This is a genomic window from Rhizorhapis sp. SPR117 (assembly GCF_021742065.1).
In genome coordinates this window covers 38,070-63,078 of record NZ_JAKKIE010000014.1, presented here as the reverse complement: position 1 = coordinate 63,078, position 25,009 = coordinate 38,070, and the positions used below count along the sequence as shown (strand labels likewise).

Sequence of the window (25,009 nt, the reverse complement as noted above, 5' to 3'; positions counted from 1 at the left end):
CGTCCTTCAGATGGCGTGATTACGGCTGGCGAGTGCTTGAAGCGCGCCCATGAGGCGGTCGAGCAGGAAGCCGATAAGGCCGATCACGATGACCGCGAACATGATGCGCGACAGCGACTGGCTGGACCCGTTCTGGAACTCATCCCAGACGAATTTGCCAAGGCCCGGGTTCTGCGCCAGCATTTCGGCGGCAATCAGCACCATCCAGCCCACGCCCAGCGACAGACGCATGCCGGTGAAAATATAGGGCAGCGCACTTGGTATCACGAGCTTGGTCAATTGCTGGAACCATGTCAGGCGCAACACACGGCCGACGTTGAGCAAGTCCTTGTCAATGGAAGCCGCCCCGATCGCCGTATTGATCAGCGTTGACCAGAGCGAGCATAGCATCACCACGATAGCGGAAATGACGAAGCTTTTGGGCAGCATCGGGTCCGGTCCGGCCATGGTCGCGGAAATGACCATGGTGACGATGGGTAGCCAGGCCAGCGGACTGACGGGCTTGAAAATCTGAACCAGAGGATTGATCGCCGCATTCACCCGTTTAGACAGGCCGCAGACAAGGCCCAGCGGCACCGCGAACAGACTGGCAAGGATGAAGCCAAGCGCCACAGTTTTGAGCGAGGTGAATATCTGATCAATGAAAGTAGGCGCGCCCGCATAGGTAAACTCTTGCGTTTCGGCCCCGCGCCCCACCGCCTCCAGCGCGGCATTGCGGGCATCCTGCGCGGCATAGAATTCGGTCTTGGCCTCGGCAGTGGCTTGATATTCGTGGTATAGCGCCACGCCCTGCTCTGCTACCTCAACAGGGCCGGGAAGTGCGCCGAGCGATGTATCGACTTGCGGAGCGAGCACCGCCCAAAGCGCAAGGAAAGAAAAAATGCCGATCAGCGGCCAAATCAGACCCTTTGCAAACTTCGAAACATCTTTGGCTTCGGGGACAATGCGGTTGAGCAGAGCCTTGAAACCCTCCACCGCTGCCCGTTCCGGAGAAGCCCCATTCGAGGACTTCTCCGGCGCCATGGGAGCGGCGTTCCGGGTTTCGCTTGCGGCGGCGGGCGCGGTGTTCGCTTCTGTCTCCCCGCTGTCTTTCCGCAAAATCGCTACATTGCTCATCGCATTGTCTCCGTTACTCATTCAATCGTACTCAAATAGCATTCTTGCTTAGTTGGACTTGACGCCAGCGGCGGTGACGGTGGCTTTGCCTTTCAGGCCGATCGGGAACTGGGCCAGATAGGCGTTGGGCTTCTTGCCGTCGTAGATTTTGCCATCGATGAAGCCACTTTGGGGCGCCTTGAAACCGTCGGTATCGGGCAGGCTGTCGGCGGGGATTACGCCCTTGTCGACCAGACCTTTGGCCGCAGCCATATAGAGGTCGGGGCGATAGACGGCCTTGGCGGTGTCAAAATACCACTGGTCGGCCTTTTCTTCAGCGACCTGGCCCCAACGGCGCATCTGCGTCAGATACCAGACGGCGTCCGAATAGAAGGGATAACCGGCGTAATTCTGGAAGAAGATGTTGAATTCCGGCGCCGGGCGGGTGTCACCAGGGCCAAAGGTAAACTTGCCGGTCATTGACGCCGCAATCACCTTTTCGTCGGCCCCGACATAATTGGGTTGCGACAGGATCTTCACGGCTTCGGCGCGGTTTTTGCCATTATCCGCATCCAGCCATTGCTGAGCCTTGATGATAGCGCGGAGCATTGCGGCAGTGGTCTGCGGATATTTCTCAGCGAAATCCTTGCGCAGACCCAGAACCTTTTCAGGGTTGAGGTGCCAGATTTGTTCGTCGGTGATGACGGGAACGCCGATTTTTTTCTGTACGGCGGCCTGGTTCCAGGGTTCGCCCACGCAATAGCCTTCGATCGTTCCGGCTTCCAGTGTAGCGGGCATCTGCGGCGGTGGCGTCACCGATAGCTGCACTTCGGCATCGACCAGGCCCGACACATCGCCCGGCGTATAATAGCCGGGATTGAGTCCGCCGGCAGCCAGCCAGTAGCGCAGTTCGTAATTATGCGTCGAAACCGGGAAAACCATGCCCATCTTGAAGGGCTTGCCTTGCTTGTTAAAGCTTGCGACCACGGGCTTCAGTGCGGAGGCGGAAATCGGGTGTACCGGCTTGCCGTCCGGGCCTTTGGGCAGGCTCGGTTCGATCATGGCCCATACCTTGTTGGACAGCGTGATTGCATTGCCGTTCAGGTCGAGGCTGAGCGGCGCGATCAGGTCGGCCTTGGTGCCGTAACCGATGGTCGCGGCCAGCGGCTGCCCGGCCAGCATATGCGCACCATCAAGCTGCCCGCCGATAACGCCGTCGAGCAGAACCTTCCAGTTTGCCTGCGGTTCCAACGTGACGTTGAGGCCTTCTTCAGCGAAGAAGCCTTTTTCCCTGGCAATGGCGAGCGGGGCCATGTCAGTCAGTTTGATGAAACCGAGCTTCAAGACAGGCTTTTCCACTGCCCCTTCGGGCAATGCTGCGGCTGCGACCGTATTGCCGCCTTCGCTCTTGCTGCTGCTGCCGCACGCCGCCAGAAGAGAGGAGGTCAGCACGAGAGCCATCAGCGAACCGCTTTTTTTCAGGAAACCACGTTTATCCAACATTTGTTCTGACCCTTTCGAAATTTCGCCGAAAGGCGATCCGGGTCATGGCAAAAAGGCATAAAAAAAGCCGCCCAGACTGTCAGCCTAGTGGCTCGTCGGGCGGCATCATTGCCTTTGGCCTGTCCCCTGGGGGATCGCCTTTCCAAAACTTCGCCCCCCAATGGACGATCTGGAATATAGAGAATCAGGCAGCGTTGCCTGTACGCTCCATATGTCATGAGATTCACAGGCTATCAAGTGCATATTTTGCACCTGCGAAGGGTTTAACGGGTAAATAGCATATCCTGCAAGTGCCTGCCCCGGCAGCGGTACCACGCCGGACGGAGGTGAGTGGCCCGCGAATGTCAGCGGAATATCAGTGGCGGCTTACCCGTATATTTTGCGACGCAACGAAAATTTTTCCTACTCCGCTACCGCCTCTTTGACGGGCGGATGCAGGCGTAATCGCGTCACCCTGCGCTGATCGCCGTCCAGAATCTCCAGCCGCCAACCGCTTTCTGCGTGGGTCAGGATTTCGCCCGGCTCCGGGACATAGCCGGCAATGACGAACGCGAGGCCACCCAAGGTGTCAACGTCCTCTTCGACTTCGCCGAGTGTCGGGTCGATATCGCGAGCGATGTCATCCAGTTCGGCGCGGGCATCGGCTTCCCAGATACCATCGTCGCAGGGGATCAGCAGGGCCTCGGGCTCGTCATCATGCTCGTCCTCGATATCGCCGACGATTTCCTCGACCAGATCCTCGATGGTGACAAGGCCTTCGGTGCCCGAATATTCGTCCAGTACGATAGCCAGATGCGTACGTTTCGCGCGCATTTCTGCCAGCAGATCGAGCACGCCCATGCTTTCAGGGACGTAGATCGGCTGACGGATCAGAGTAGAAAGCTCCTTGGGATGAGGGGCCTCGCTCGCCAATATGGCAAATGCGTCGCGGATGTGAATCATGCCGACAATTGTGTCCAGGCTTTCCCGATAGACGGGAATGCGGCTGTGGCCGGCTTCCGCAAACAGGGCCACGAGATCGTCGAAACTGGCGCTTTCCTCGATCGCTATGATGTCGGCGCGCGGGACCGAGACGTCGTCGACCGTGTGTTCGCCAAAATGGAGAAGATTCTTGACCATCTGGCGTTCGATCGGGGACAGATCGCCATTGTTGGACGATACACCATGATCGTCCTCATCATATTCGTCGATGGCGTCTTCCAGCTCTTTGCGGAGCGTCTGGTCACCTTCATTGCCGAAAAGCAGGGACCGCAGCCCCCGCCATATTCGTCCGCCTTCGTTACTGGCCGGTTCTTTTTGTCCGGCGTCTTTCTGAACGGAGTGGCTACTGTCGTCAGCCATTTCTGTTTCTTGCGTCCTTATCTGTCTTTGTCGTCATAGGGGTCGGCAATGCCGATGGCGCCGAGTGCTGCGATTTCCAGCTCCTCCATCGCTTCGGCCTCTGATTCCTCCATATGGTCATAACCAAGCAAATGAAAAGTGCCGTGAACAATAAGATGCGTGGCGTGATCGGCAACTGAAATATGCTTTTCTACCGCTTCGTGAATGCACACGCTACGGGCAAGCACAATGTCGCCCAGCAAGATTTCACCGTCGTCGCCATTCGATTGCACTTCCAGCAGATCAGGCTGAACAAGCGGGAAGGACAAAACGTTCGTCGGCTTGTCTTTCCCCCGATATTGAGCATTGAGATGCTGAACTTCGGCATCGCTGGTGAGCTTTACTGCGACTTCAAACATCGCCGGCATGTCGATATATTGGGCATAGGGGCTATGCGCGATGGCCGATGTCACGGCCCGTTGTGCCAGTGTTTCCCAATCGGTATCACCTGGCCAGACGCCGTCATTCTGAACGGCGATTTCAAGCATCCTTGCCCTCATAAGCCTCGACGATGCGCCCGACGATGGGATGGCGTACGACGTCGGCCGCGCCAAAACGGATTGTGGCTATGCCTTCGATCCCTTCCAGCTTAGATACTGCATCGGCAAGCCCCGATGTACCGGGGACGGGGAGGTCGACCTGCTTGGGATCGCCGCAAATGACCATGCGGCTGTTTTCGCCAAAACGGGTGAGGAACATCTTCATTTGCGCTGCCGATGTGTTCTGCGCCTCGTCCAATATGATGAAAGCATTGGCCAGCGTGCGGCCGCGCATGAAGGCCAGCGGCGCGATTTCGATTTCCCCGCTGGTGATACGGCGTTCCACCTGTTCGGCGGGCAGCGTATCGTAAAGCGCGTCATAGAGCGGGCGCAGATAGGGGTCGACCTTATCCTTCATATCGCCGGGCAGGAAACCCAGACGCTCGCCCGCCTCGACAGCGGGACGAGACAGGATCAGGCGATCGACCGATCCGGTGATCAACTGGCTCACTGCTTGCGCTACGGCGAGATACGTCTTGCCGGTGCCTGCCGGCCCCAACGCAAATATCATCTGATCGCGGGCAAGGGCCTCCATATAACGGATTTGCATGGTAGAGCGCGGAACGATGGTTTTCTTGCGCGTCCGGATCATGACCGATGGCGGCTGGCTGACGTCGGTGCGGATGATGCCGTCCAGAGTGGGTTCGGCCGACATGGCGATTACGGCCTCCACCGCGCCTGCGTCGATCTGCTGCCCACCAACAATGCGGTTGTAGAGGCCGGTCAGCACGTCGCGGGCGCGGCCAGCGGCTTCCGCGTTGCCCTCTATCTGCAGCTTGTTTCCGCGCGCGGCGATATAAACGCCCAGACGGTTTTCAATGGCCACGAGGTTCTGGTCATATTCACCAAATAGCGCGCCAAGCAGATGGGGCTTTTCGAATATGACTTCGATACGGCCTTGATCGCCGGGTTCGGCCTGTACGTGCTTTTTCGCCATTAGTGGCTGTTCCCTTCCTGTGCCGACGCGACGAAATTTGGGCTCAAGCTGCTTTCCTTTTCACGATTTCGCCATGAAGGCTGTTGGGACCGGCGGAAATAATATCGACGGCGATCATGTCGCCAATCTGCGCTCCATCGGCCTGCACATGGACTGACTGGAGCCAGGGAGTCTTGCCGACGAGTTGGCCCGGACGGCGGCCCGCTCTTTCAAGCAGAATAGAGGTTTGTTTGCCGACGCTGGCCTGATTGAATGCATATTGCTGTTCGTTGAGCAGAGTTTGCAGGCGTTGCAGGCGTTCATCCATAACCGATGCGGGGATCTGATCCGCCATTGTGGCGGCTGGCGTGCCCGGGCGGGGTGAATATTTGAAGGAATAGGCCTGCGCATAGTGCACGTCGCGGATGATCTGCATCGTCGCTTCGAAATCCGCTTCGCTTTCGCCAGGAAAACCGACGATGAAGTCGCCCGATAACGCGATGTCGGGACGGACTCCGCGCACCTTGTCCAGCACTTCAAGATAAGATTTCGCGCTATGGCTGCGGTTCATGGCCTTCAATATGGGGTCGCTGCCCGATTGCACGGGAAGGTGCAGGAAGGGCATCAGCTTTTCAACGTCACCATGTGCGGCGATCAGGCCATCGGTCATGTCGTTGGGATGGCTGGTCGTATAGCGAATGCGTTCCAGGCCCGGCAGGGTATCCAGAGCGCGGATGAGACCATCCAGCCCCTGTGCGCGGCCCGCTGGATCGTCGCCTGTCCAGGCATTGACGTTCTGGCCGAGCAGGGTGATTTCACACGCGCCGCCGTCGATCAGCGCCTTTGCCTCATCGATGATCGCGTTCCAGGGCCGGCTGATTTCCGCGCCGCGTGTGTAGGGAACGACACAATAGGTGCAGAATTTGTCGCAGCCTTCCTGCACCGTCAGAAAGGCGGTGGGGCGCTTTTGCATGGCGCGGCTCGGAAGCGCGCCGAATTTGGACGCGGCGGGCATGTCGGTGTCGAGCGCGGCCTCGCCATTACGCGCTTTTTCGATCAGAAAGGGAAGGCGATGATAGGCTTGCGGGCCAACGACGATATCGACTTCGCGCGCGCGGCGAGGAATTTCTGCGCCCTCTGCCTGCGCGACGCAGCCTGCTACGGCAATCATCGGACGTGTGCCATCGTCGCGGCGCAGGCGACCAATGTCGGAATAGACCTTGTCCACCGCCTTTTCACGAATGTGACAGGTATTCAGGACAACGATGTCGGCGTCGGTGCTGTCCTGCGCTGCGGTCATCCCCTCGGCGCTGAGCATTTCGGACATGCGCTCGCCGTCATAGACGTTCATTTGGCAGCCAAAGGATTTTACATGGAATGTTTGGGGCTTTTTGCGAGTCATCTTCTTCATCTATACATGGGCCGCAACGTCCGCGATAGGCGGCAGACAAGCAGCTATTCTTTTTTGTGCCTGCGCGGCTATGGCCTTGCGGTCGGGAAAGTCTTTCGGGTCGAAAGGTTCCAGAAATCGCAAAGTAACCGGCAAATTTCCCGTGCGAGCGAGAATGCGTGCGGCGTTCGCGCCCGCCGGTTCGCCGCCACACCAGGCTATCGACCCGGCGGCGTCGCCATAATCGACAAAAACCGGCTGCACCAGCATATTGCGCGGCGGGGGAAGCATGACCGCAAAGAGCGATGGTTTGAACGGGTTGAGCCTTGCACCATCGCCGGTCGTGCCTTCAGGAAAGATCGCAATCGGTTGGTGGCTGGATAATGCCTCGCGCAACTCATCAATCTGTCGATGAACATGATGGCGGCGGTCGCGTGCGACGAAGATCGTATGATTCTGCGCCGCGAGCCAGCCAATGAGGGGCCATTGCGCAATGCCGTCATGCGCGACGAAGGCGCAGCGCGCATGCCCGCCCAGCACCAATATGTCGATCCAGCTCACATGGTTGCAGACATAAAAGGCGTCATGCCCCAGTGGTTGCCCCGAAATTGAAACGCGCGCACCCGCTGACCATGCGGCAAAGGCCAGAAAGCGCGGGGGCCAAGGCGAACGCAGGCGAAACAGCCGGTACAGCAGATGCGGCAACAGACAGACCAGCAGGCTGCCGGTCAAAAGGGCGATGCGAAGGACGCGGCGCAATTTTGCCTGCAAATCAGGTCTTCCGGTCGAGCGAGACGCCGTAGAGCTCCATGCGGTGATCGACCAGACGAAAACCGAGTTTCTCGGCGATCTGCTTTTGAAGCTGTTCCAATTCGGGATCGACGAATTCGATGACCTTGCCGGTTTCGACGTCGATCAAATGATCATGATGCGACTCCGGCGCCGCTTCATAACGGGCGCGGCCATCGCCGAAATCATGACGCTCCAATATGCCCGCTTCCTCGAAAAGACGTACGGTGCGGTAAACGGTGGCAATGGAAATGCCGGGATCAATGGCATTGGCGCGTATATGCAGCTTTTCGACATCGGGGTGATCCTCCGCCTCCGATATGACACGGGCGATAACGCGGCGCTGTTCAGTGATCCGTAGACCCTTTTCCGCGCATAATGCTTCAACGTCAATTTTCCGGTTCATTGCTTCTCGCCGTTGATTCCTCAATAAAGGCAGGACTAGACCTTTTTGACCGAACGGAAAAGGGCGGCGCGTCCCGAAAACGCCACCGCCCTTTAATTGGATCAAAAAGATATCGCTCGTTACTTGGCGCGGCGGCGGCGCTTGGTGCCAAGACCGATCTTCTTCGCCAGGGTACGGCGCTGCTCGGCATAATTGGGTGCGACCATTGGATAGTCGGCGGGAAGATTCCATTTTGCCCGGTAATCATCAGGCGTCATCTGGTAATGGGTCATCAAGTGACGCTTAAGCATTTTCAGCTTCTTGCCGTCTTCCAGGCAAACAATGAAGTCAGGCTTCACCGAGGCGCGGATCGATACTGCCGGCTCCTGCTTGACTTCCGGTGCGGCAGGCGTTCCCGAAAGTTGCGCCAGGGCACCAAAAACGTTTTGGATGAGTAACGGTAGATCGGACACAGCAACGCTGTTGTTCGATACATGGGCAGAGACGATGTCCGATGTTAGAGTGATCAACATCTCATCTTGTGCGGACTCATTTTCCATTTTGGTACTCCCGAATATGTTCTAGTGCGACCCTGCCGCGTTGAATACGACAATTTTAATTAGGCAAGTTCGGACTAACTTGTTGCATAACACATATCAAGCGCTTTTGTTCTTTTGCTCCAGTGTCATCGTAAAGCTGAGCGCATCAAAGAGTTGTCCATCTTGCCCATGATAATAACCCTTGCGAGTATTGCATTGAATGAAACCCGTGGATTTATACAACCCAATGGCGTTGTTAGTTTCACGCACTTCAAGGTGAAGATGATGGATATTACGTAAACGCGCCGTGGAAATATTTTCGAGAAGCAGTGACCGACCAATATTTCTGCCCTGCCAGTCCGGATCGACGGCGATCAGAAGCAATTCGCCTTCATCAAGGACCGAGCGCATCAGACTGAACCCCACGATCATCTGACCGCAGGCTGCAACTGTGAGCCAGGTCCCCGGAATGTCGAGCATTCCTTCCACCTGGCTGCGGGTCCAGGCTTCACCGAAGGCCGGATCGAAGGCGGTGCTCATCACTTGCATGACCTGACCGAGATCGTTGCGCGTGCCGGTGCGACACAGGAAAGCGGGTTGAGCAGCGTTCATGTCATCGGCTTTGCATCGGCACCGCGGCCATATAGCGGGCTGGGTGGCAATCGGGTGAACGGCAGGGGCAGGGCCATATAGTCGCCTGCATCGGGATGAAGGGGAACTGCTTCGCCCGATCCGCGCGCCGCGATGAGGGCTTGCGCCCCGGTGCCATAGATTTTGGCATCGGTGGCAAGTGCTGCAAGCATATCGATCGGAGTTGAGGCGAGAGGTCCCAACGGGTCCAGCGTATCCCCGACAAAACGTTGCCAGAACAATTCGCCATGCCCCCCTGTAATGGCGACCGTGATGCTGTCCTCGCGCATGTCCATTTGTTTGCGAGCGGTGATGGCGATCATCGCAAGGGCGCTATAGCCCGTCAGCTGTGCTTCCCAGGCAAAGGCAAGTGCACGCGCGGCGGCCAGACCTATACGGACGCCTGTAAAGCTGCCCGGTCCGACATCGACGGCGATTCGTTCCGCCCGGCCCTTGTCGGGAAGCGAAGCAATGATGCGGACAAGATGTTCGGCATGCCCGCGCCCGACAACATCATGTTGCCGGGCGATCAGCTGATCATTGTCAAACAAGGCGACGGAACAGGCTTCGGTCGCCGTATCGATTACCAACGTCCGCAAACATCGTCCCCAATTCGAATCATTCCTCCGTTAATCGATACGGTTGAATTTTCCAAATTCGGGGCGAGGCCCGCGTGGGTGTACGCTTTGGAGATCGCCATAACCCAGCGTTGCAATGAAATTGGATTTGTAGCTTGGCTGACCGGCGAAAAAAGCGGCGTCGACCTTCGCATTGTCAAATCCCGACATCGGTCCGGTGCCAAGGCCGAGCGCACGGGCAGCCATAATGAAATAGGCCCCTTGCAGTGAACTGTTGCGGAAGGCCGATTCACGCCGCAATTCGGTGCTGCCTTCAAACCAGCTCTTTGCGTCCACAGCAGGGTAAAGTTCAGGCAGATATTCGTGAAAATTTTCGTCCATGCCTATGATGACGCTGACCGGGGCGTTCAGGATTTTCGACGCGTTGTCGGCGCTGGCGCAGGCCGCAAGCTTTTCTTTTGCTTCTGCACTTACACACCAGACGAGGCGGGCCGGAAGTTGGTTGGCTGAAGTCGGCCCCATCTTCATAAGGTCCCACAGAGCGTGAAGCGTTTCCGCGGAAACCGGCTTGTCGAGATAGCCATTGAAGGTGCGGGCTTGGGTAAAAAGCTGAGCAAGCGCCTCGGTGGGCAGCGACTGGGTCAAGATCGGTTCCTATTGCGTAATACAGAGTGTTATAATGTCAGATGGCGCGGACTTCGGTCACTTCGGGGACATAGTGCTTCAGCAGTGATTCGATGCCCTGTTTCAATGTCGCCGTCGAGGAGGGGCAGCCCGCGCAAGCGCCCTGCATGTGCAGATAGACTTTCCCCTTGTCGAAACCGCGATAGACGATGTCCCCGCCATCATTGGCAACGGCAGGGCGCACGCGGGTTTCGATCAATTCCTTGATCTGGTCGATGATTTCCGCGTCGGCGGGATCGTCTTGCAAATCATCTTCGGCGGGAACGCTGATGCCGCCGGCGCTGCCAGCGTTGAATAGCGGCATATTGGCTGAAAAGTGGTCGAGCAACAGGCTGAGCACCTCAGGCTTCAACTCGCTCCATGCAACGCCTGGGCCTGCTGTCACCGATATGAAGTCGCTGCCGAAAAATACGCCCTGCACATCGCCCAGCGAAAACAACGCGTCAGCCAGCGGAGATGCTTCCGCTTCCTCCGGTGTTGCAAAATCGCGCGTGCCCATGTCCATGACCTGACGACCGGGCAGGAATTTGAGTGTCGCCGGATTGGGCGTTGTCTCGGTTTCTATCAACATAGGGCCTATTTGGGGGCATTCCGGTCCGGGATCAAGGGCGCACATGGCCCTGTGCCTTCATCGCATAGGAAGATTGCCCAGCGAATCATCCAATATCGTGAATAAAATGCCGACCACGTCATTGCCGGCTATTTTGGGGGCCAGAAACAGACGGACGGGCACCACCCCCCGATCGCGGGTGATGATATCGGCCCGACAGCATACGGGGCCCTTTCCGGCCATGATGTGCTGGACGTGGAGCAGGCATTTGCGACGCGATTCCTCGTCGAACAATTCGGCAAAGCCAGACCCGGCGACAGTTTCCTGGCGACGCCTCAACAGCCGCCGGAGCGACGGGTGGACGCCTGTCAGCATGCCGTCCGCATCGATTTCGCCGGTGGCGCAGCCGGTCATCATGGATAACAGCGCGTCCTGAGTTTCCCGCCATGCACGCAGCGTACCGAGCTCGGTGTCGTGCGTTACATCCGACCAGAAAATTGCCGCGCCCGGAGGAAAGGGGGCAATGTCCAGGCGATAATAATGCCCCGTGCCGACCGAAGATTTCATTTTCAATTGTGCAGCCATGCCGGATTCGATCACTTTGCGCGTGCTTTCATTGATCTTGTGTGCATGAGCAGGGGGGAACAGATCCTCAAGCGGCTGCTCCGCCAGTTCCGACGCACTGCGGTCCAGATGGATCGCAGCCATGTGGTTGACGCGCAGGACGCGCAGCTCCCGGCTCACCTGAATGAACATGACCGGACTGTAGGCAAGCAGGGTATCCAACTGTTGATATAAGCGCTCCTCGCGCTCGCTTTGGCTTCCTAGCCCGGCGAGCAATTCGCCATATCGGTCCAGCGACAAAAGCACAGAACGAGGGCGGCCATGATGCAGGATGTAGACGGGGCGCTCGTTACTTCTGTTCTGCCAGACAGGAAAATTCCGTACGATTTCCGTTGATGGAACCGACTGTTCGTGGCCTTTGGTCAAACTGTGGGTGCTCGCCATGACGAACCTCTTCTTTCCCTGACCTTGCGTGTTTGAGGGCGATATGGATTTCCCACGTGTCCATGCCACCATTTCAATGCGGCGAAGACGGGATCGGTTCCGCAATGGGTAATGAAAATAAACGCTTTTCAAGCCGTTGCACGGACCAGTTGCGCCATTTTGGCGATATTTGTGGAAGTGCTGGGTTCCGTGTCTTCAAAGCATTCGCTTGCAATTCGCAATGATCTCCGCCATAGGCCGCCGCAGCGCAGCAAAGGGTGAATAATCGCCCCGGAGCAATTGGCAGCGTGATCGTCCTTAACCGGGACCGGCCAATGACTATGCGCTTCTAGCTTTGAGGCTTCCCTTTTCACGCGGGTCGTTTCGTAACCCGCGATGCGTGGTTGCGCGCCCCTGAACCTGTGGTGTGTGCTCGCGCTCTTCGCTTATTTGTGAGTATATCATTTGACACAGTTCACTAATCTTGGCCTCGCCGAGCCCATATTGAAGGCGCTCGCCGCCAAGAATTACACCAGCCCCACGCCGATCCAGCTCAAGGCGATTCCCCCGCTGTTGGAAGGTCGCGACCTGTGCGGCATTGCCCAGACCGGCACGGGCAAGACGGCGGCGTTCGCGCTGCCCTCGCTCCATTATTTCCATGAAAATCCCAAGCCGCGGCCGTTCAATAGCTGCCGTATGCTGGTGCTGTCGCCAACGCGCGAACTGGCCGCGCAGATTGCGGAAAGCTTCCGCGAATATGGCAAGTTCATGCGCCTGTCGGTTGAAACCGTATTCGGCGGCGTGCCGATCAACCGCCAGATCAACAAGCTGAAGGCAGGCGTCGATATTCTTGTCGCCACGCCGGGCCGCCTGCTCGACCTGATCGACCAGAAGGCGATGCATCTGCGCGACGTCGAGATTTTCGTGCTGGATGAGGCCGACCAGATGATGGATCTGGGCTTTATTGTTCCATTGAAGCGCATCGACAAGCTGTTGCCGCGTGAGCGCCAGAGCCTGTTCTTTTCCGCGACCATGCCAAAGGCCATTGCGGAACTGGGTGACCGGTTCCTCAGCGATCCGATCAAGGTCAGCGTCGCCCCGCAGGCAACGACCGCCGAGCGCGTGCAGCAATACGCCAGTTTTGTGAATCAGGCGGAAAAGCAGGCTTTGCTCACGCTGACAGTCAAGAACGAGGCTATCGACCGGGCGTTGATCTTTACCCGCACCAAGCATGGTGCGGACCGCGTCGTCCGTTTTCTGGAGGGTGCAGGACTCGAAGCCGTCGCCATTCATGGCAACAAGAGCCAGGGCCAGCGTACAGCGGCGTTGCAAGCTTTTCGTCAGGGCAAGGTGAAGCTGCTGGTCGCCACCGATATTGCCGCGCGCGGCATTGACGTGTCGGGGGTCAGCCATGTCATCAATTTTGAACTGCCCAATGTGGCCGAACAATATGTTCACCGTATCGGCCGTACCGCGCGTGCCGGCGCAGAGGGTATTGCGATCAGCTTTGTCGCCGATGATGAACGGCAATATCTGAAGGCGATTGAAAAAGTGACGCGGACGCGCTGTGAAATCGTGCCGCTGCCGGAAAATTTTGCCGAGGCGGTTCGCAACCTTCCCAAGCCGGCGCCAGCACGCAATGGCGGCGGCAGGCCCGACCGGGCGCATAATGATGGTCGTGGCCGTCCTGACCGGGCTCATCGTCCCGATAGTGCGCGGCCAGATCGTGACGGCGAGACTCGCCGTCCCTTTCGTCGCCGCAGCAAGGGTGTTGGCGCACACAAGAGCGCGGTGACTCGGGTAAGATAACGGACTTTGACGGCGGGTTGGGTAAAATCCTAATCCGCCGTCGAAAGATACCAGCGTTCCGTACCCTCCAGCCCGATGGCGGTCAGGCGACCACTGTAGTAAGCGCCGGTATCGATGCCGATCCGGTTTGGATGTTCGTCGACGCCTTGTGTAATGGTATGGCCATGAACAATGATTTTACCGCCATGGGGCCGCCGCCACGACAGGAATTCCTCTCGAATCCAGCGCAGGTCGGTCGGGGCTTGTTCGGATAGAGGTACTTTGGGCCGAATACCGGCATGGACGAACACATAATCGCCGATTTCGATCATATCCTCGAAGTCCTCCAGGAAGTCGATATCTTCGCGCGGCACATTGTTCAGCATCCAATCGCCAAGTGCTTCAATGTCGAAACGATCCAAATCGTTCGCGCTCAGACCATAACTCAGCAGTGTCTCGCGTCCGCCAATGCGCATGAAGAATTGGAGCATTTGCAAATCGCCTCGGGCGGCATCCAGAAACATCTCCTCATGATTGCCCTTGAGGAAGCGGATGGCCTGTCCGCCAGTGGCAAGGGTCTGAGCGCGACGCACCACACCAGCGGAATTGGGCCCACGATCCACAAGGTCGCCCAGAAAAATGAGATGCGATTCTGCTTTTCCACGCGTGACGCTGTCGGCGTGAATCCGTTCCAGCAGCGCATTCAGCAGGTCCAGCCGGCCATGAATATCGCCAATGGCGTACACTCTGCGGCCCTTACCCACTGAAGCGGCGGGAGCAGATTCTTCCGGTTTTTTTCGGCGGATCAGAGACTTCAGCATAGTGCCATCATAACACAGAGGGACCCGTCACAGGCGCGGCAAAGTAACGCCTTTTTGGCCCATATATTTGCCGGCCCGGTCCGCATAGCTGGTTTCGCACGGTTCATTGCCCTGCAGGAACAGGAATTGGCATGCGCCCTCATGGGCATAGATTTTTGCGGGCAATGGCGTCGTGTTGGAAAATTCCAGCGTGACATGCCCTTCCCAGCCGGGTTCCAGCGGGGTTACATTCACAATGATGCCGCAACGCGCATAGGTGCTTTTGCCAAGGCAGATGACCAGCACATCGCGCGGAATGCGGAAATATTCGACGGTCCGCGCCAGAGCAAAGCTGTTCGGCGGAATGATGCAGCAATCGGTCTTGCGATCGACAAGGCTTTTGCCGTCGAAATTCTTGGGATCGACAATGGCGCTGTCAACATTGGTGAAAATCTTGAATTCGTCCGATACCCGTGCGTCATAGCCATAGGAAGACAGGCCGTAGCTGATGCAGCCGTCACGCTTTTGCGCTTCGACAAACGGCTCGATCATGCCGTGTTCCTGCGCCTGCGTGCGAATCCATTTATCTGACATTATCGACATTCAGGCATCTTTCGCTTCGGTTTCCATATGAGTCCAGCCTCCTGCCGCGCTCCCCAGGTTGGCGGGGCCAAAAGCATGGGGGAGGAGTTCGGCGAGGCTGTGCTTTTCGACCAGGCCATTCTGATCCGCTGCGGCGCAATAAACAGGAATATAGCGCCCCGCCATCTGTTCGGCCTCATTGATGACCTGACGACAACGGCCGCATGGGTGAATAACTTCATGGCCCGATATGACTCCGTCCGGTCCAATTGTGCCACCGGCCATGGCGATGGCCTCAACATCCGTCAGGCGACCCTGGGCATTGGCGGTGGCGATTGCTACCGTTTCAGCGCAGAGTGACAGGCCATAGCTGGCATTTTCGAAATTGCTGCCGGTGATGATAGCGCCATCGGTCAGGCGGACGGCCGCGCCGACTGCAAAGCGGCTATAGGGCGCATGGGCGTTACGCATCGCTGTGCGCGCCGCCGTTACAAGCTCTATTTCCTGTTCGGTCATGGTCGCACCACATCCCATTCCACTGCTTGTGCGATACCCTCGATTCGGTGAAAGTCCGACGCTGTCCACATCACCCAGGGGCGCCCGGCATAGTTGGGCGAGAAGACGTTTCCTTCAAGCCATAATGTCCGATTGATGCCGCCGCTAATGTTATAGATCTGTTCAAAGTCCGGGCTGACGCGGATCAGCGCGGGCTTTCCCATATGGGCTTCGATCAGGTTGAGGAAGGTGTTGAGTTCGCTCAGCACCGCCGCACGTGTAGGACGGCGAGGGCAGCGCGGAGTAAAATGCAGGCGCACGACCGCCGGCAGCATGGCACTTTCGCGTGGCACGGTTGAAATGAAGAGTGTCGCCTGGTCGCTGGCCAGGCTGCACAGGCTGAATTCGTGTGCAGGTCCATAGCGCAATCCTGCCGCATGGGCGCCCTCCAGATTGGCCGCAAAGGCCGGATCACGCCGCGTTGCGCCTGACGAAGTGCGTAAATAGGCAAAATCGGCACCATGCGCCTTAACCGTTTTCCATGCGATCGACCCGTTTGTCGATGACACCGACAGGCCTTGCACCGGATAATGATCGCGTGAGGGCGTCCACGCCTGAGCAAAGCGGACAAGCGCAAAAGCCGCGGCGGCGGCTATGGCAATCCACAGGGCGAGGTGGATAAGGCGTCTTTTCCATGTCCGCTTTCTGCGCGCCCGGGCCATTGTTCAACCCTTGATATGGAGGACGCAGATCAGCGTGAACAGCCGCCGTGCCGTGTCGAAATCCACATCGATCTTGCCATCCAGCCGTTCCATCAATGTTTCGGCCGCCGCATTGTGGATGCCGCGCCGCGCCATGTCGATGGTTTCGATCTGTTGGGGCGTCGATTGCCGAATTGCCTGATAATAGCTGTCGCAAATCGCAAAATAATCGCGGATCGGACGGCGAAAGCGGCCAAGGCCCAGGATAACCGATTCAAGATAGCTGCCGTCCTCGCGCGATATGTCGATGGCCAGTCGTCCTTCCTCAACGCGCAAGGCGACCTTGTAAGGACCGGCATAATTGTCTGCATGTTCGCGTTGCGGTGCAAAATGATTTTCCTCAAGAATGTCGAATATTGCGATTCGCCGTTCCTGCTCCACATCGGCGTTGCGCCAGATGATCGTCTGCTCGTCGAGCGAAATATCTATGATGCGCGGATCTGCCATGAATTTCACAGCACTACGAGGGCGACAGGGCAAAGATCAACGGATAAAAATATATGGCAGGGAGCCATTACCGACTTTAGTTGTTATGCCCATTCGTCCCGTGCATTCGGGGGTGACCGAATAGTAGCGGGAACAAGGTGATTGATGACGACACGGCGGGACGCCATTTTCGGACTGGCAGGACTATTGATGCTGCCTTCTTTCAAAGGGTGGGCGGCGACTGGGAAGGGGAAGCCCTTTTCCTGGGATATGCTCAAGGATCAGGCCCTGGCCCTGTCGCGGCAACCCGCGCAGCCGATTGCAGCCGGTCCGGCATTGCTCGACCGGCTTGATTATGATGCAGTTGCGAAAATCGAATTTCGGCCCGACAAGACGTTATGGGGCGATTATGAGGATGCAACCGGCGTTCGCTTCTTTCCGTTGTCTAAATATGCGCGCCAGCCGGTTTCCATTTCTGTTGTCGAAGGGGGTGTTGCGCATGCAATAGACTATAGTCCGTCGCTTTATAATTTCCCGCCCTATCACCCGATGGCTCCGCTTGGCAAGGCAGGCGGATTTTCCGGTTTTCGTATCATGAACAAGGGCGGCATCGGCGATTGGATGGCGTTTCAGGGCGCGTCCTATTTCCGGTCTGCCGGACCGCTGCATCAATATGGCCTTTCGGCCAGAGGGATTGCGATCGATACCGGGCTGAACAAGCCTGAAGAGTTTCCGAACTTTACCCGTTTCTGGCTGGAACGGGGCGCGGATGATTCGGTCATAACCTATGCCCTCCTTGAAGGGCCAAGCGTTACCGGCGCGTACCGGATCGTAAACCGGCAGGAAGCCGATCAGATGGTGCAGGACGTCAGCACGGCGCTTTATATGCGTGACAGTGTCGAGCGGCTTGGGATTGCGCCGCTCACCAGCATGTTCTGGTATGATGAAGGCCATCGAACCATAGCGCATGACTGGCGACCGGAAATCCACGATTCGGATGGCCTTGCCATGCACACTGGTGCAGGTGAACGAATATGGCGGCCTCTTAACAATCCGCCCCGGCCGCAGATTAACAGCTTTGCCGATCATAACCCGCGCGGCTTTGGTTTGATGCAGAGAGACCGCAATTTTGATCATTATCAGGACGATGGCGTTTTTTACGAAAAGCGGCCGAACCTGTGGATCGAACCCAAGGGTGACTGGGGCGCAGGTGCAGTGACGCTGTACGAAATCCCGACGGCGCACGAAATTGACGATAATATCGTTGCATTCTGGACGCCTGCCATGGCCGCGAAATCGGGTACGCGATTCGCCTATGACTATCGTATGCGCTGGATCGCGGGAGAGCCGGAGGCGCTGCCTGTCGCCCGTGTCATCAATTGCTGGTCGGGGCAGGGCGGCAATCCTGGCCAACCTGTGCAGGAAGGCGTCACCAAGATCGTTGTGGATTTTGCCGGTGATCGACTGGAGGGCCGGGACCATCTCAGCCCGCTGGAGCCGGTCTTCACCGTGACGAACGGGAAAGTGACCAATTCCGGTTGTTATCACGTCCATGGCCTCGACAATGTCTGGCGGCTTGTCCTGGATATTGAACGGAGCGGCGCTGAACCGTCCGATATACGGGCCTATTTACGCTTTGGTCATCATGCGTTCACGGAAACATTTCTTTACCAGATTTTTTAAACTTTTGATCTTCATCGCGGAACGTTAGGGCATTTCGATGATTGGAGGGAGCGGTCCGGCTGGACCAATTCGGGAGACTTCGCAGTGTTTTTATACGATCTGCTGACCAAAACGAACTGGGTGGGCTATTGTTGAAATTATCCGCTACAAACAGCGTGTCGCAAGCTACGCGGACCAACGACATTCCCCATTATCAGGCAAACCTTGGCGATCTCCCTCTTGAGACGCCGATCGACATGCCCGAGCAATGTTTTGGCGAACAGCCTGAACAACTGCGGCAGGTTGTGACATCTCCGTCATGCATGACCGAACGGCGGCTGTTGCTGATTTTGAGCAGCCTTGCCATCGGATTATTCTCGGCAAGCGAACTGGCAAGGCCGTTGCGGCAGGATGGCACTTCGCTGCTCGATGGAGGGTTGTTCCTTCTCTATCTTAGCCTGTTCTGCTGGGTGGCCTTTGGTTTCCTCAATGCCCTGGCTGGATTTTGCGTGCTGGCGGGCCAGCGCATGATGCCACTGGCACCGGCAACGGAATTGCGCCTGCCGCGCAAGCGAACTGCGGTGCTAATCCCGATCTATAACGAGCATGTGGATCAGATATTCGCCCGCGTGGCGAAGATGACGGCCATGGTGGACGATATTGGTGCGGCGAAGCTGTTCGACTTTTTCGTTCTGAGCGATTCCGGCGCGAAAATGCTGCCGCGCGAATATGCGGCCTATCGGCGGGTCAAAAGCCAGACTCCTGTACCGCTATATTATCGCCGCCGTTCGCAGAACATCGCGCGCAAACCAGGCAATATCGCCGAATGGCTGCGGCGCTTTGGCGGCGGATATGATTATATGATCGTGCTGGATGCCGATAGCCTGATGAGCGGGTCGGCAATGGTGCGCCTTGCCTCCGCAATGGATCGTGCGCCCGGTGTCGGTTTGATCCAGTCCATCCCCACCGTCATCAACGCCCGGACGCTCTTTGCCCGCTGGCAGCAATTTTGCGCCGCCGCTTATGGTCCGGTCGCAGCTGCGGGCATGACCTGGTGGTCGGGATCGGAAGCTACGTTCTGGGGTCATAACGCGATCATCCGCGTGCGCGCTTTTGCCGAAAGTTGCGGCCTGCCCAAACTTTCCGGTCGTGAACCGTTCGGCGGCCATGTGATGAGCCATGATATTGTCGAGGCTGCGCTGCTCAGGCGACGCGGGTGGGCGGTCCACATGGTGACATTGCCTGAGGGCAGTCACGAGGAATTTCCCCCGACGTTGAGCGATTTTTCTATCCGGGACCGGCGCTGGTGCCATGGTAACCTTCAGCATATTCGTCTGCTTGGTGTTGCCGGCCTTCATTGGGTCAGCCGATTACAAATGCTGATGGGGGCTTCATCCTATATCGCATCGCCGCTCTGGTTGATGTTGATGGTGGTCACGTTGCTGCAGCCGCTATTGTTCGCCGCTGCGCCGGCTGGACCGACAGATTCGCCCTGGTTATTGGGGCTGACTGTGGCGCTGTTGCTCGGACCAAAGCTTTTGTCGTTCCTCTGGCTGGCGCTGGATCGTGAGCGACAAAAGGACCTGGGCGGTTTGCGCAGGATTGTGCGCACCATGGCCGTTGAAATCCCGCTTTCCGTGCTGGTTGCGCCGATTACCATGTTGGCGCAGACCGTCGCGGTGGTCAGCATCATGTGCGGACAGGCGTGCGGCTGGTCGCCCCAACGCCGGACGGCGGATGGCATTCCGCTTGGTAATGCGCTGAATGACTATCGCTGGCATATTGCGACGGCACTGCCCTTCCTCGCGGGAGCATTGATGGGCACGGGCGCCATGGCATGGTTGTTTCCAGTGGTTGTCAGTTTGCTGCTTGCGCCTTTCATCGTGTCGGTAACGTCCCGTTGCGACATTGGGGAATGGCTGGCGCGTCGGGGCATATTCCGCACGGCAGAGGATGATGGGTTCGCGCCGACAGTGAAAGCCCGGTCCCAACACAATACCCGACCGTTGACGAGCGGCCCATTGATCGGGGAAACACACGCCTTGGCGTGATGTGCGAATATCCACATATCTTACCCCGCTTATCCACAGGTTTCTCAACAGGGTAAAGTCGATCAGCCCCTTGTCTCCTCTGCCATATGGGTCGATGAAGGGGCATGGCCGAGAATATCCGACTGGTCGCAGCGCAGGACGCGGCGGAAAAGAGCTTGCCTCGCAATGTCGAGGCGGAGGCCGCGCTGCTGGGCGCATTGATGATCGACAATCGCATTGTCGAAGATGTGCAGTTGAAGCTTCGGTCGGATCATTTTTTCGAACCTGTGCATGGCCGCATCTATGATGCGATTCTGAAGCTGCTCGATCGCAATATGGTCGCCAATCCAGTGACTCTGCGCCCGATGATGGAGGCCGACGAATCGCTGAAGGAACTGGGCGGCCCCGCCTATCTGGCGCAATTGACCGGCAATGGCGCGGCATTGATCGGCGCGCGGGATTTTGCGACACAGATTTATGATCTGGCGCTGTTACGCGAACTCGTCGGGGTCGGGCGGGAGTTGGTGGACAAGGCGCTCGACACCAGTGAGGATGTTGATCCGCTGAGCCAGATCGAGGCTGCCGAAGTCGCGCTCTATCGCGTTTCCGAAGGCGAGGGCGAGGGAGGCAGCGTCAAGAGCTTCTTGCAGGCCAGCACCATGGCGGTGCAGGTTGCCGAGCGCGCCTTTTCCAGCGGCGGGCATTTGTCGGGCATCACCACGGGGCTTAACAGCGTCAATGAAAAGATCGGCGGCCTGCATAATAGCGACCTTATGATCGTGGCGGGACGACCGGGCATGGGCAAGACATCGCTCGCCACCAACATCGCCTATAATGCCGCGGCGCGTTATATCCGTGACAAGGAAGACGGCATTGACGACGCGAAGAATATGGGCGCGCCGGTCGCTTTCTTCAGCCTGGAAATGTCGGCGGATCAGCTTGCCACGCGTGTCCTGGCCGAACAGTCCGGCATCAGTAGCGAAGCGTTGCGCATGGGCAAGATCAGCCGTGCCGATTTCGCCAATCTTTCGCGTGCCGCTCGCGAGTTGCAGAACCTGCCGCTTTTCATAGACGATACGCCGGGTCTGACCATCGCGGCGCTGCGTACCCGCGCGCGCCGGTTGAAGCGGCGGCATAATATCGGCTTTATCGTAATTGATTATCTCCAGCTTTTGCAGGGTTCCTCCAGAGGAGGCGATAATCGTGTGCAGGAAATTTCCGAAATCAGCCGGGGCCTGAAAACGCTGGCAAAAGAACTCAACGTTCCGGTGATGGCGCTGTCGCAATTGAGCCGTGCCGTCGAACAGCGCGAAGACAAGCGGCCCCAGCTTTCGGATCTGCGCGAATCGGGATCGATCGAACAGGATGCCGACATGGTGATGTTCGTGTTCCGCGAGGATTATTATGTCGCGGCGCTACAGCCCAAGGAGCCCAAGGATACCGATACGGACCCAAAGATTGCAGCGGATTATGCCGCATGGGTGCAGAAATATCAGGACGTACACGGCACCGCCGAACTGATCGTCGGCAAGCAGCGCCATGGTTCAACAGGTCGCATCCGCCTGAAATTTGAGGCAAGTATCACCAAGTTCAGCGATCTTGCGCCCGATTCCTATGCTGTCAGCAACTACGACTGACCACTCAGCCGGGTCCTGATCCCCAGTCAGACAGAATCAGAATACCGGCTGGTTAGCGGGATCTTCGGGATCGCCCAGCGGGGTTGATGACGTGTGGATGCCGCATTCGACCTTGTCCCAGCCGCGCCAGCGGCCCGCGCGCGGGTCTTCGCCCGGCAGCACCTTCGACGTGCACGGTTCGCAGCCGATGGAGAGATAACCCTGCGCCTCCAGCGGGTGACGCGGTAGATCATGCTCTGTGAAATAGGCGTCCAGATCATCCTTGGTCCAGTCACCAAGCGCATTGAGTTTCAGCCGCCCTTCCTCGATTTCGAAGCGGGGCAGGTTCTGCCGCGTCTGCGACTGGAAGGCCTTGCGTCCGGAAATCCATGTATCGAGGCCGCGCTTGGCGCGGGCCAGCGGCTCCACCTTACGGATTTCGCAGCAACCGTCCGGGTCGAATGACCAGCGCAGACCCTTGTCATCCCTGGCCGCCAGCACATCGGCATTGGGGGTCACTACCCAGCTGTTTTCAACCCCGAAGGCGCTGATCAGCGTTTCACGATAGTCGAGCGTTTCGGGAAACATCTTGAGCGTATCGACGAAGATCACCGGAATGCTCTTGTCGGCTTGCGCTACCAGATGCAGCAGCACTGCGCTTTCGGTTCCGAAGGAAGAGACGATAGCCACCTTGCCCAGCATTTCTTCGGCAAAAAGGATCGACAGCATTTCGCTGGTTCCGACACCTTCGAAACGCGCATTCAATGCATCGGCGTCGGCCTGCGTAAAGGCAGGCCGCGCGTCGATCACGTCGATTTTCCGGGCCGCTTCAGCCATGACGCAGCGCCCAGACGGGTTGCCTGTTATCGACAGACCTTTGATAGACATGTTCATAGCGTTCCAGTGCCGCCTTCACCACCTCGGCATCGAAAGGCACATCAGGCACGAAGCTGTCAAAACCGCAGCGGCGCATGTGCGGCAATTGATCCACCAGCACGTCACCCACGGCGCGCAATTCGCCCTCATAACCCGCTTCGCGCAATATCCGGGCCGCCGAATAGCCGCGTCCGTCGCCGAACACGGGGAAATTCACCTCAACCAGTGAAATCCGGTCGAGATAGGGAAAAAGTTCACGCGCATCCTCGCCTGGTTCTATACGGACGGCGGTTGCGTTGGATTGGCCCTGAAAAGATTCCAGAGTCACGGTCGGCTCTTGTGTCGCGCCTTCACCATTGCGGAAGGACAGGAAATCAACCATAAAGGGCCTCCTTGAATGGCTCCATGCCGACGCGCCTGTAGGTGTCCAGGAAGCGTTCGCCATCCTGACGCAGCGCCTTGTAAACGTCCGTGGCTTTCTCCACCGCATCGACGATACCGTCTTCGTCGAAACCGGGACCAACGATTTTGGCAACGCTGGCGTCTTCCGCGCCAGATCCGCCAAAGAGGAGCTGGTAGTTTTCAGTGCCCTTCCGGTCGACGCCCAATATGCCGATATGTCCGGCATGATGGTGACCGCAGGCATTAATGCAGCCGGAAATTTTCAGCTTGAGTTCTCCAAGATCGCGTTGCCGATCGAGATCGGCGAAGCGCTCGCTGATTTTCTGTGCAAGCGGGATCGATCGGGCGTTGGCGAGGCTGCAATAGTCCAGACCGGGACAGGCGATGATGTCGCTGATCAGATCCAGATTGGCAGGCGCGAGGCCCGCCGCATCCAGTTTTTGCCAAAGGGTATAGAGATCCGCCTTTTTCACATAGGGCAGAACAATGTTTTGGCTGTGCGTGACGCGCAGTTCGTCCATCGAATATTGCGCGGCGAGATCGGCCATCAGGTCGATCTGATCCGATGATGCGTCGCCCGGAATACCGCCCTTTGGTTTCAGGCTGATCGTGGCGATGGCATAACCCGGTTGTTTGTGCGCGGCAACATTCTGGCGGACCCAGATGGCGAAGTCAGGGTCGGAAAGATCGATGTCATCGCTGATGCCGGTTTCATAAGCGGGATCGGCAAAATACGCGCGGATACGATCCAGTTCGGCCACGGGCGGGTCGATGCCCAGCGTCTTCATATGGGCGAACTCTTCCTCGACCTGACGGCGATATTCCTCAATGCCCAGCTCGTGGACCAGGATCTTGATCCGGGCTTTGAACTTGTTATCGCGACGGCCATAGCGGTTATAGACCCGCAGGCAGGCCTCGACATAGGAAATCAGCTCGTCCTCAGTGACAAAGTCCCTGACCTGGGGGCCGACCATCGGGGTGCGGCCCATGCCGCCGCCAACGAAGACCTTTGCACCGACAACGCCTTCGCGCTTGATCAGTTCGAGGCCGATATCATGCAGACGCATCGCTGCGCGATCTTCTTTAGACGCGATCACGGCGATCTTGAACTTGCGTGGCAGATAGCTGAATTCCGGGTGGAAGCTCGACCATTGGCGCAACAGTTCGGCCCAGGGGCGGGGGTCAGCGACTTCGTCGGCGGACACACCTGCATATTGGTCGGAACTGATGTTGCGGATGCAATTGCCGCTCGTCTGAATGGCGTGCATCTCTACAGTGGCGAGATCAGCGAGAATGTCCGGCGCGTGCTCCAGCTTGATCCAGTTGTACTGGATATTCTGGCGCGTCGTGAAATGTCCGTAACCCTTGTCATATTTGCGCGCGATATGCGCCAACATGTGCATCTGCTTGCTCGACAGCGTGCCATAGGGGATGGCGACGCGCAGCATGTAGGCGTGGAGTTGCAGATAGAGGCCGTTCATCAGCCGTAACGGCTTGAACTGATCCTCGGTCAGCTCGCCCGCAAGACGGCGGCGGGTCTGGTCGCGGAAATCGGCGACGCGGGTATCGACCATCGTCTGGTCATATTGGTCGTAGCGGTACATGA

The 25,009-nt window shown here is 57.7% G+C and carries 26 protein-coding genes; 4 read left to right on the top strand and 22 right to left on the bottom strand.

Going from position 1 to position 25,009, the window contains the following annotated elements:
* Nucleotides 1-6: 6 nt before the first annotated feature.
* From L3X40_RS07705 to L3X40_RS07640, 14 genes are all read right to left on the bottom strand, one after another.
* Entirely contained in the window at nt 7-1,116 is a 1,110-nt protein-coding gene (locus L3X40_RS07705; protein ID WP_237365118.1) for an ABC transporter permease, read from the bottom strand.
* Between the two features lie 48 nt (nt 1,117-1,164).
* Nucleotides 1,165-2,598 (bottom strand): CmpA/NrtA family ABC transporter substrate-binding protein, encoded by a 1,434-nt coding sequence (locus tag L3X40_RS07700; protein ID WP_237365117.1) that lies wholly within the window; start codon nt 2,596-2,598, stop codon nt 1,165-1,167.
* 402 nt (nt 2,599-3,000) lie between these two features.
* A complete protein-coding gene (locus L3X40_RS07695; protein ID WP_237365116.1) occupies nt 3,001-3,939 on the bottom strand; it encodes a hemolysin family protein in 939 nt (312 codons plus the stop codon).
* A 17-nt stretch (nt 3,940-3,956) separates the two neighbouring features.
* Nucleotides 3,957-4,466, bottom strand: a complete 510-nt coding sequence (gene ybeY, locus L3X40_RS07690) for an rRNA maturation RNase YbeY (protein ID WP_237365115.1) — start codon at nt 4,464-4,466, stop codon at nt 3,957-3,959.
* Nucleotides 4,459-5,454 carry a PhoH family protein gene (locus L3X40_RS07685; protein WP_237365114.1) on the bottom strand — a complete coding sequence of 332 codons (996 nt, stop codon included), beginning with the start codon at nt 5,452-5,454 and terminating at the stop codon, nt 4,459-4,461. The genes ybeY and L3X40_RS07685 overlap by 8 nt, the downstream gene beginning before the upstream one ends.
* Before the next feature lie 43 nt (nt 5,455-5,497).
* The gene (miaB, locus tag L3X40_RS07680; RefSeq protein WP_445177165.1) at nt 5,498-6,835 is read right to left on the bottom strand and encodes a tRNA (N6-isopentenyl adenosine(37)-C2)-methylthiotransferase MiaB; all 1,338 of its coding nucleotides are present in this window, start codon (nt 6,833-6,835) and stop codon (nt 5,498-5,500) included.
* Nucleotides 6,836-6,844: 9 nt separating this feature from the next.
* Nucleotides 6,845-7,594 (bottom strand): lysophospholipid acyltransferase family protein, encoded by a 750-nt coding sequence (locus tag L3X40_RS07675; RefSeq protein WP_237365112.1) that lies wholly within the window; start codon nt 7,592-7,594, stop codon nt 6,845-6,847.
* A 1-nt stretch (nt 7,595) separates the two neighbouring features.
* A complete protein-coding gene (locus L3X40_RS07670) occupies nt 7,596-8,018 on the bottom strand; it encodes a Fur family transcriptional regulator (protein ID WP_237365111.1) in 423 nt (140 codons plus the stop codon).
* A 119-nt stretch (nt 8,019-8,137) separates the two neighbouring features.
* Complete coding sequence (locus L3X40_RS07665; protein ID WP_237365110.1) at nt 8,138-8,557, bottom strand: MucR family transcriptional regulator; 420 nt, start codon at nt 8,555-8,557, stop codon at nt 8,138-8,140.
* Between the two features lie 96 nt (nt 8,558-8,653).
* Complete coding sequence (gene rimI / locus L3X40_RS07660; protein ID WP_237365109.1) at nt 8,654-9,148, bottom strand: ribosomal protein S18-alanine N-acetyltransferase; 495 nt, start codon at nt 9,146-9,148, stop codon at nt 8,654-8,656.
* Nucleotides 9,145-9,765, bottom strand: coding sequence for a tRNA (adenosine(37)-N6)-threonylcarbamoyltransferase complex dimerization subunit type 1 TsaB (gene tsaB / locus L3X40_RS07655; protein WP_237365108.1), 621 nt, complete (start codon nt 9,763-9,765; stop codon nt 9,145-9,147). Before tsaB ends, rimI begins: the two co-directional genes overlap by 4 nt.
* Before the next feature lie 30 nt (nt 9,766-9,795).
* On the bottom strand, nt 9,796-10,389 hold the full coding sequence (locus L3X40_RS07650) for a malonic semialdehyde reductase (RefSeq protein ID WP_237365107.1): 594 nt from the start codon (nt 10,387-10,389) through the stop codon (nt 9,796-9,798).
* A gap of 37 nt (nt 10,390-10,426) precedes the next feature.
* Complete coding sequence (locus tag L3X40_RS07645) at nt 10,427-10,999, bottom strand: NifU family protein (RefSeq protein ID WP_237365131.1); 573 nt, start codon at nt 10,997-10,999, stop codon at nt 10,427-10,429.
* A 57-nt stretch (nt 11,000-11,056) separates the two neighbouring features.
* Nucleotides 11,057-11,986, bottom strand: a complete 930-nt coding sequence (locus tag L3X40_RS07640; protein WP_237365106.1) for a PAS domain-containing protein — start codon at nt 11,984-11,986, stop codon at nt 11,057-11,059.
* A gap of 444 nt (nt 11,987-12,430) precedes the next feature.
* Between L3X40_RS07640 and L3X40_RS07635 the strand changes: the two genes are divergently transcribed.
* Complete coding sequence (locus L3X40_RS07635) at nt 12,431-13,774, top strand: DEAD/DEAH box helicase (protein WP_237365105.1); 1,344 nt, start codon at nt 12,431-12,433, stop codon at nt 13,772-13,774.
* A 29-nt stretch (nt 13,775-13,803) separates the two neighbouring features.
* Here the strand turns inward: L3X40_RS07635 and L3X40_RS07630 are convergent, their stop codons facing one another.
* Genes L3X40_RS07630 through L3X40_RS07610 form a run of 5 tightly spaced genes read right to left on the bottom strand, consistent with a single transcriptional unit; the run spans nt 13,804 to nt 16,838 of the window.
* Complete coding sequence (locus L3X40_RS07630) at nt 13,804-14,574, bottom strand: metallophosphoesterase family protein (protein ID WP_237365104.1); 771 nt, start codon at nt 14,572-14,574, stop codon at nt 13,804-13,806.
* Between the two features lie 27 nt (nt 14,575-14,601).
* Entirely contained in the window at nt 14,602-15,156 is a 555-nt protein-coding gene (gene dcd / locus L3X40_RS07625; protein ID WP_237365103.1) for a dCTP deaminase, read from the bottom strand.
* On the bottom strand, nt 15,157-15,651 hold the full coding sequence (locus L3X40_RS07620) for a cytidine deaminase (protein ID WP_237365102.1): 495 nt from the start codon (nt 15,649-15,651) through the stop codon (nt 15,157-15,159).
* Nucleotides 15,648-16,352 (bottom strand): glycoside hydrolase family 25 protein, encoded by a 705-nt coding sequence (locus tag L3X40_RS07615; RefSeq protein WP_237365101.1) that lies wholly within the window; start codon nt 16,350-16,352, stop codon nt 15,648-15,650. The genes L3X40_RS07620 and L3X40_RS07615 overlap by 4 nt, the downstream gene beginning before the upstream one ends.
* Before the next feature lie 3 nt (nt 16,353-16,355).
* Nucleotides 16,356-16,838, bottom strand: a complete 483-nt coding sequence (locus L3X40_RS07610; protein WP_237365100.1) for a UPF0262 family protein — start codon at nt 16,836-16,838, stop codon at nt 16,356-16,358.
* A gap of 144 nt (nt 16,839-16,982) precedes the next feature.
* On the opposite strand from L3X40_RS07610, the gene L3X40_RS07605 reads away from it, so the two are divergent.
* The 3 genes from L3X40_RS07605 to L3X40_RS07595 all read left to right on the top strand — a co-directional run bounded on the left by L3X40_RS07605 (nt 16,983) and on the right by L3X40_RS07595 (nt 22,146).
* The gene (locus L3X40_RS07605; protein WP_237365099.1) at nt 16,983-18,500 is read left to right on the top strand and encodes a glucan biosynthesis protein; all 1,518 of its coding nucleotides are present in this window, start codon (nt 16,983-16,985) and stop codon (nt 18,498-18,500) included.
* A gap of 131 nt (nt 18,501-18,631) precedes the next feature.
* Nucleotides 18,632-20,530 carry a glucans biosynthesis glucosyltransferase MdoH gene (gene mdoH, locus L3X40_RS07600; RefSeq protein ID WP_237365098.1) on the top strand — a complete coding sequence of 633 codons (1,899 nt, stop codon included), beginning with the start codon at nt 18,632-18,634 and terminating at the stop codon, nt 20,528-20,530.
* A 104-nt stretch (nt 20,531-20,634) separates the two neighbouring features.
* On the top strand, nt 20,635-22,146 hold the full coding sequence (locus tag L3X40_RS07595) for a replicative DNA helicase (RefSeq protein ID WP_237365097.1): 1,512 nt from the start codon (nt 20,635-20,637) through the stop codon (nt 22,144-22,146).
* Nucleotides 22,147-22,182: 36 nt separating this feature from the next.
* On the opposite strand, the gene L3X40_RS07590 is transcribed toward L3X40_RS07595, so the two are convergent.
* Genes L3X40_RS07590 through L3X40_RS07580 form a run of 3 tightly spaced genes read right to left on the bottom strand, consistent with a single transcriptional unit; the run spans nt 22,183 to nt 25,007 of the window.
* A complete protein-coding gene (locus L3X40_RS07590; RefSeq protein WP_237365096.1) occupies nt 22,183-22,962 on the bottom strand; it encodes a phosphoadenylyl-sulfate reductase in 780 nt (259 codons plus the stop codon).
* Nucleotides 22,955-23,383: a DUF934 domain-containing protein gene (locus L3X40_RS07585; RefSeq protein WP_237365095.1), complete on the bottom strand. Its 429-nt coding sequence runs from the start codon at nt 23,381-23,383 to the stop codon at nt 22,955-22,957. The genes L3X40_RS07590 and L3X40_RS07585 overlap by 8 nt, the downstream gene beginning before the upstream one ends.
* Nucleotides 23,376-25,007 carry a nitrite/sulfite reductase gene (locus L3X40_RS07580; RefSeq protein WP_237365094.1) on the bottom strand — a complete coding sequence of 544 codons (1,632 nt, stop codon included), beginning with the start codon at nt 25,005-25,007 and terminating at the stop codon, nt 23,376-23,378. The genes L3X40_RS07585 and L3X40_RS07580 overlap by 8 nt, the downstream gene beginning before the upstream one ends.
* Between the last annotated feature and the right edge of the window lie 2 nt (nt 25,008-25,009).

Bases quoted from the DNA above. Each gene is read 5' to 3' on its own strand.
- L3X40_RS07685 (WP_237365114.1), bottom strand. From the start codon at position 5,454: ATGGCGAAAAAGCACGTACAGGCCGAACCCGGCGATCAAGGCCGTATC.
- L3X40_RS07645 (WP_237365131.1), bottom strand. From the start codon at position 10,999: ATGTTGATAGAAACCGAGACAACGCCCAATCCGGCGACACTCAAATTC.
- L3X40_RS07630 (WP_237365104.1), bottom strand. From the start codon at position 14,574: ATGCTGAAGTCTCTGATCCGCCGAAAAAAACCGGAAGAATCTGCTCCC.
- L3X40_RS07665 (WP_237365110.1), bottom strand. From the start codon at position 8,557: ATGGAAAATGAGTCCGCACAAGATGAGATGTTGATCACTCTAACATCG.
- L3X40_RS07580 (WP_237365094.1), bottom strand. From the start codon at position 25,007: ATGTACCGCTACGACCAATATGACCAGACGATGGTCGATACCCGCGTC.
- L3X40_RS07585 (WP_237365095.1), bottom strand. From the start codon at position 23,383: ATGGTTGATTTCCTGTCCTTCCGCAATGGTGAAGGCGCGACACAAGAG.
- L3X40_RS07620 (WP_237365102.1), bottom strand. From the start codon at position 15,651: ATGACCGAACAGGAAATAGAGCTTGTAACGGCGGCGCGCACAGCGATG.
- miaB (WP_445177165.1), bottom strand. From the start codon at position 6,835: ATGACTCGCAAAAAGCCCCAAACATTCCATGTAAAATCCTTTGGCTGC.
- L3X40_RS07590 (WP_237365096.1), bottom strand. From the start codon at position 22,962: ATGGCTGAAGCGGCCCGGAAAATCGACGTGATCGACGCGCGGCCTGCC.
- ybeY (WP_237365115.1), bottom strand. From the start codon at position 4,466: ATGCTTGAAATCGCCGTTCAGAATGACGGCGTCTGGCCAGGTGATACC.
- rimI (WP_237365109.1), bottom strand. From the start codon at position 9,148: ATGAACGCTGCTCAACCCGCTTTCCTGTGTCGCACCGGCACGCGCAAC.
- L3X40_RS07615 (WP_237365101.1), bottom strand. From the start codon at position 16,352: ATGGCCCGGGCGCGCAGAAAGCGGACATGGAAAAGACGCCTTATCCAC.
- L3X40_RS07670 (WP_237365111.1), bottom strand. From the start codon at position 8,018: ATGAACCGGAAAATTGACGTTGAAGCATTATGCGCGGAAAAGGGTCTA.
- L3X40_RS07705 (WP_237365118.1), bottom strand. From the start codon at position 1,116: ATGAGCAATGTAGCGATTTTGCGGAAAGACAGCGGGGAGACAGAAGCG.
- L3X40_RS07640 (WP_237365106.1), bottom strand. From the start codon at position 11,986: ATGGCGAGCACCCACAGTTTGACCAAAGGCCACGAACAGTCGGTTCCA.
- L3X40_RS07695 (WP_237365116.1), bottom strand. From the start codon at position 3,939: ATGGCTGACGACAGTAGCCACTCCGTTCAGAAAGACGCCGGACAAAAA.
- L3X40_RS07595 (WP_237365097.1), top strand. From the start codon at position 20,635: ATGGCCGAGAATATCCGACTGGTCGCAGCGCAGGACGCGGCGGAAAAG.
- dcd (WP_237365103.1), bottom strand. From the start codon at position 15,156: ATGTCGATAATGTCAGATAAATGGATTCGCACGCAGGCGCAGGAACAC.
- L3X40_RS07700 (WP_237365117.1), bottom strand. From the start codon at position 2,598: ATGTTGGATAAACGTGGTTTCCTGAAAAAAAGCGGTTCGCTGATGGCT.
- L3X40_RS07605 (WP_237365099.1), top strand. From the start codon at position 16,983: ATGACGACACGGCGGGACGCCATTTTCGGACTGGCAGGACTATTGATG.
- L3X40_RS07610 (WP_237365100.1), bottom strand. From the start codon at position 16,838: ATGGCAGATCCGCGCATCATAGATATTTCGCTCGACGAGCAGACGATC.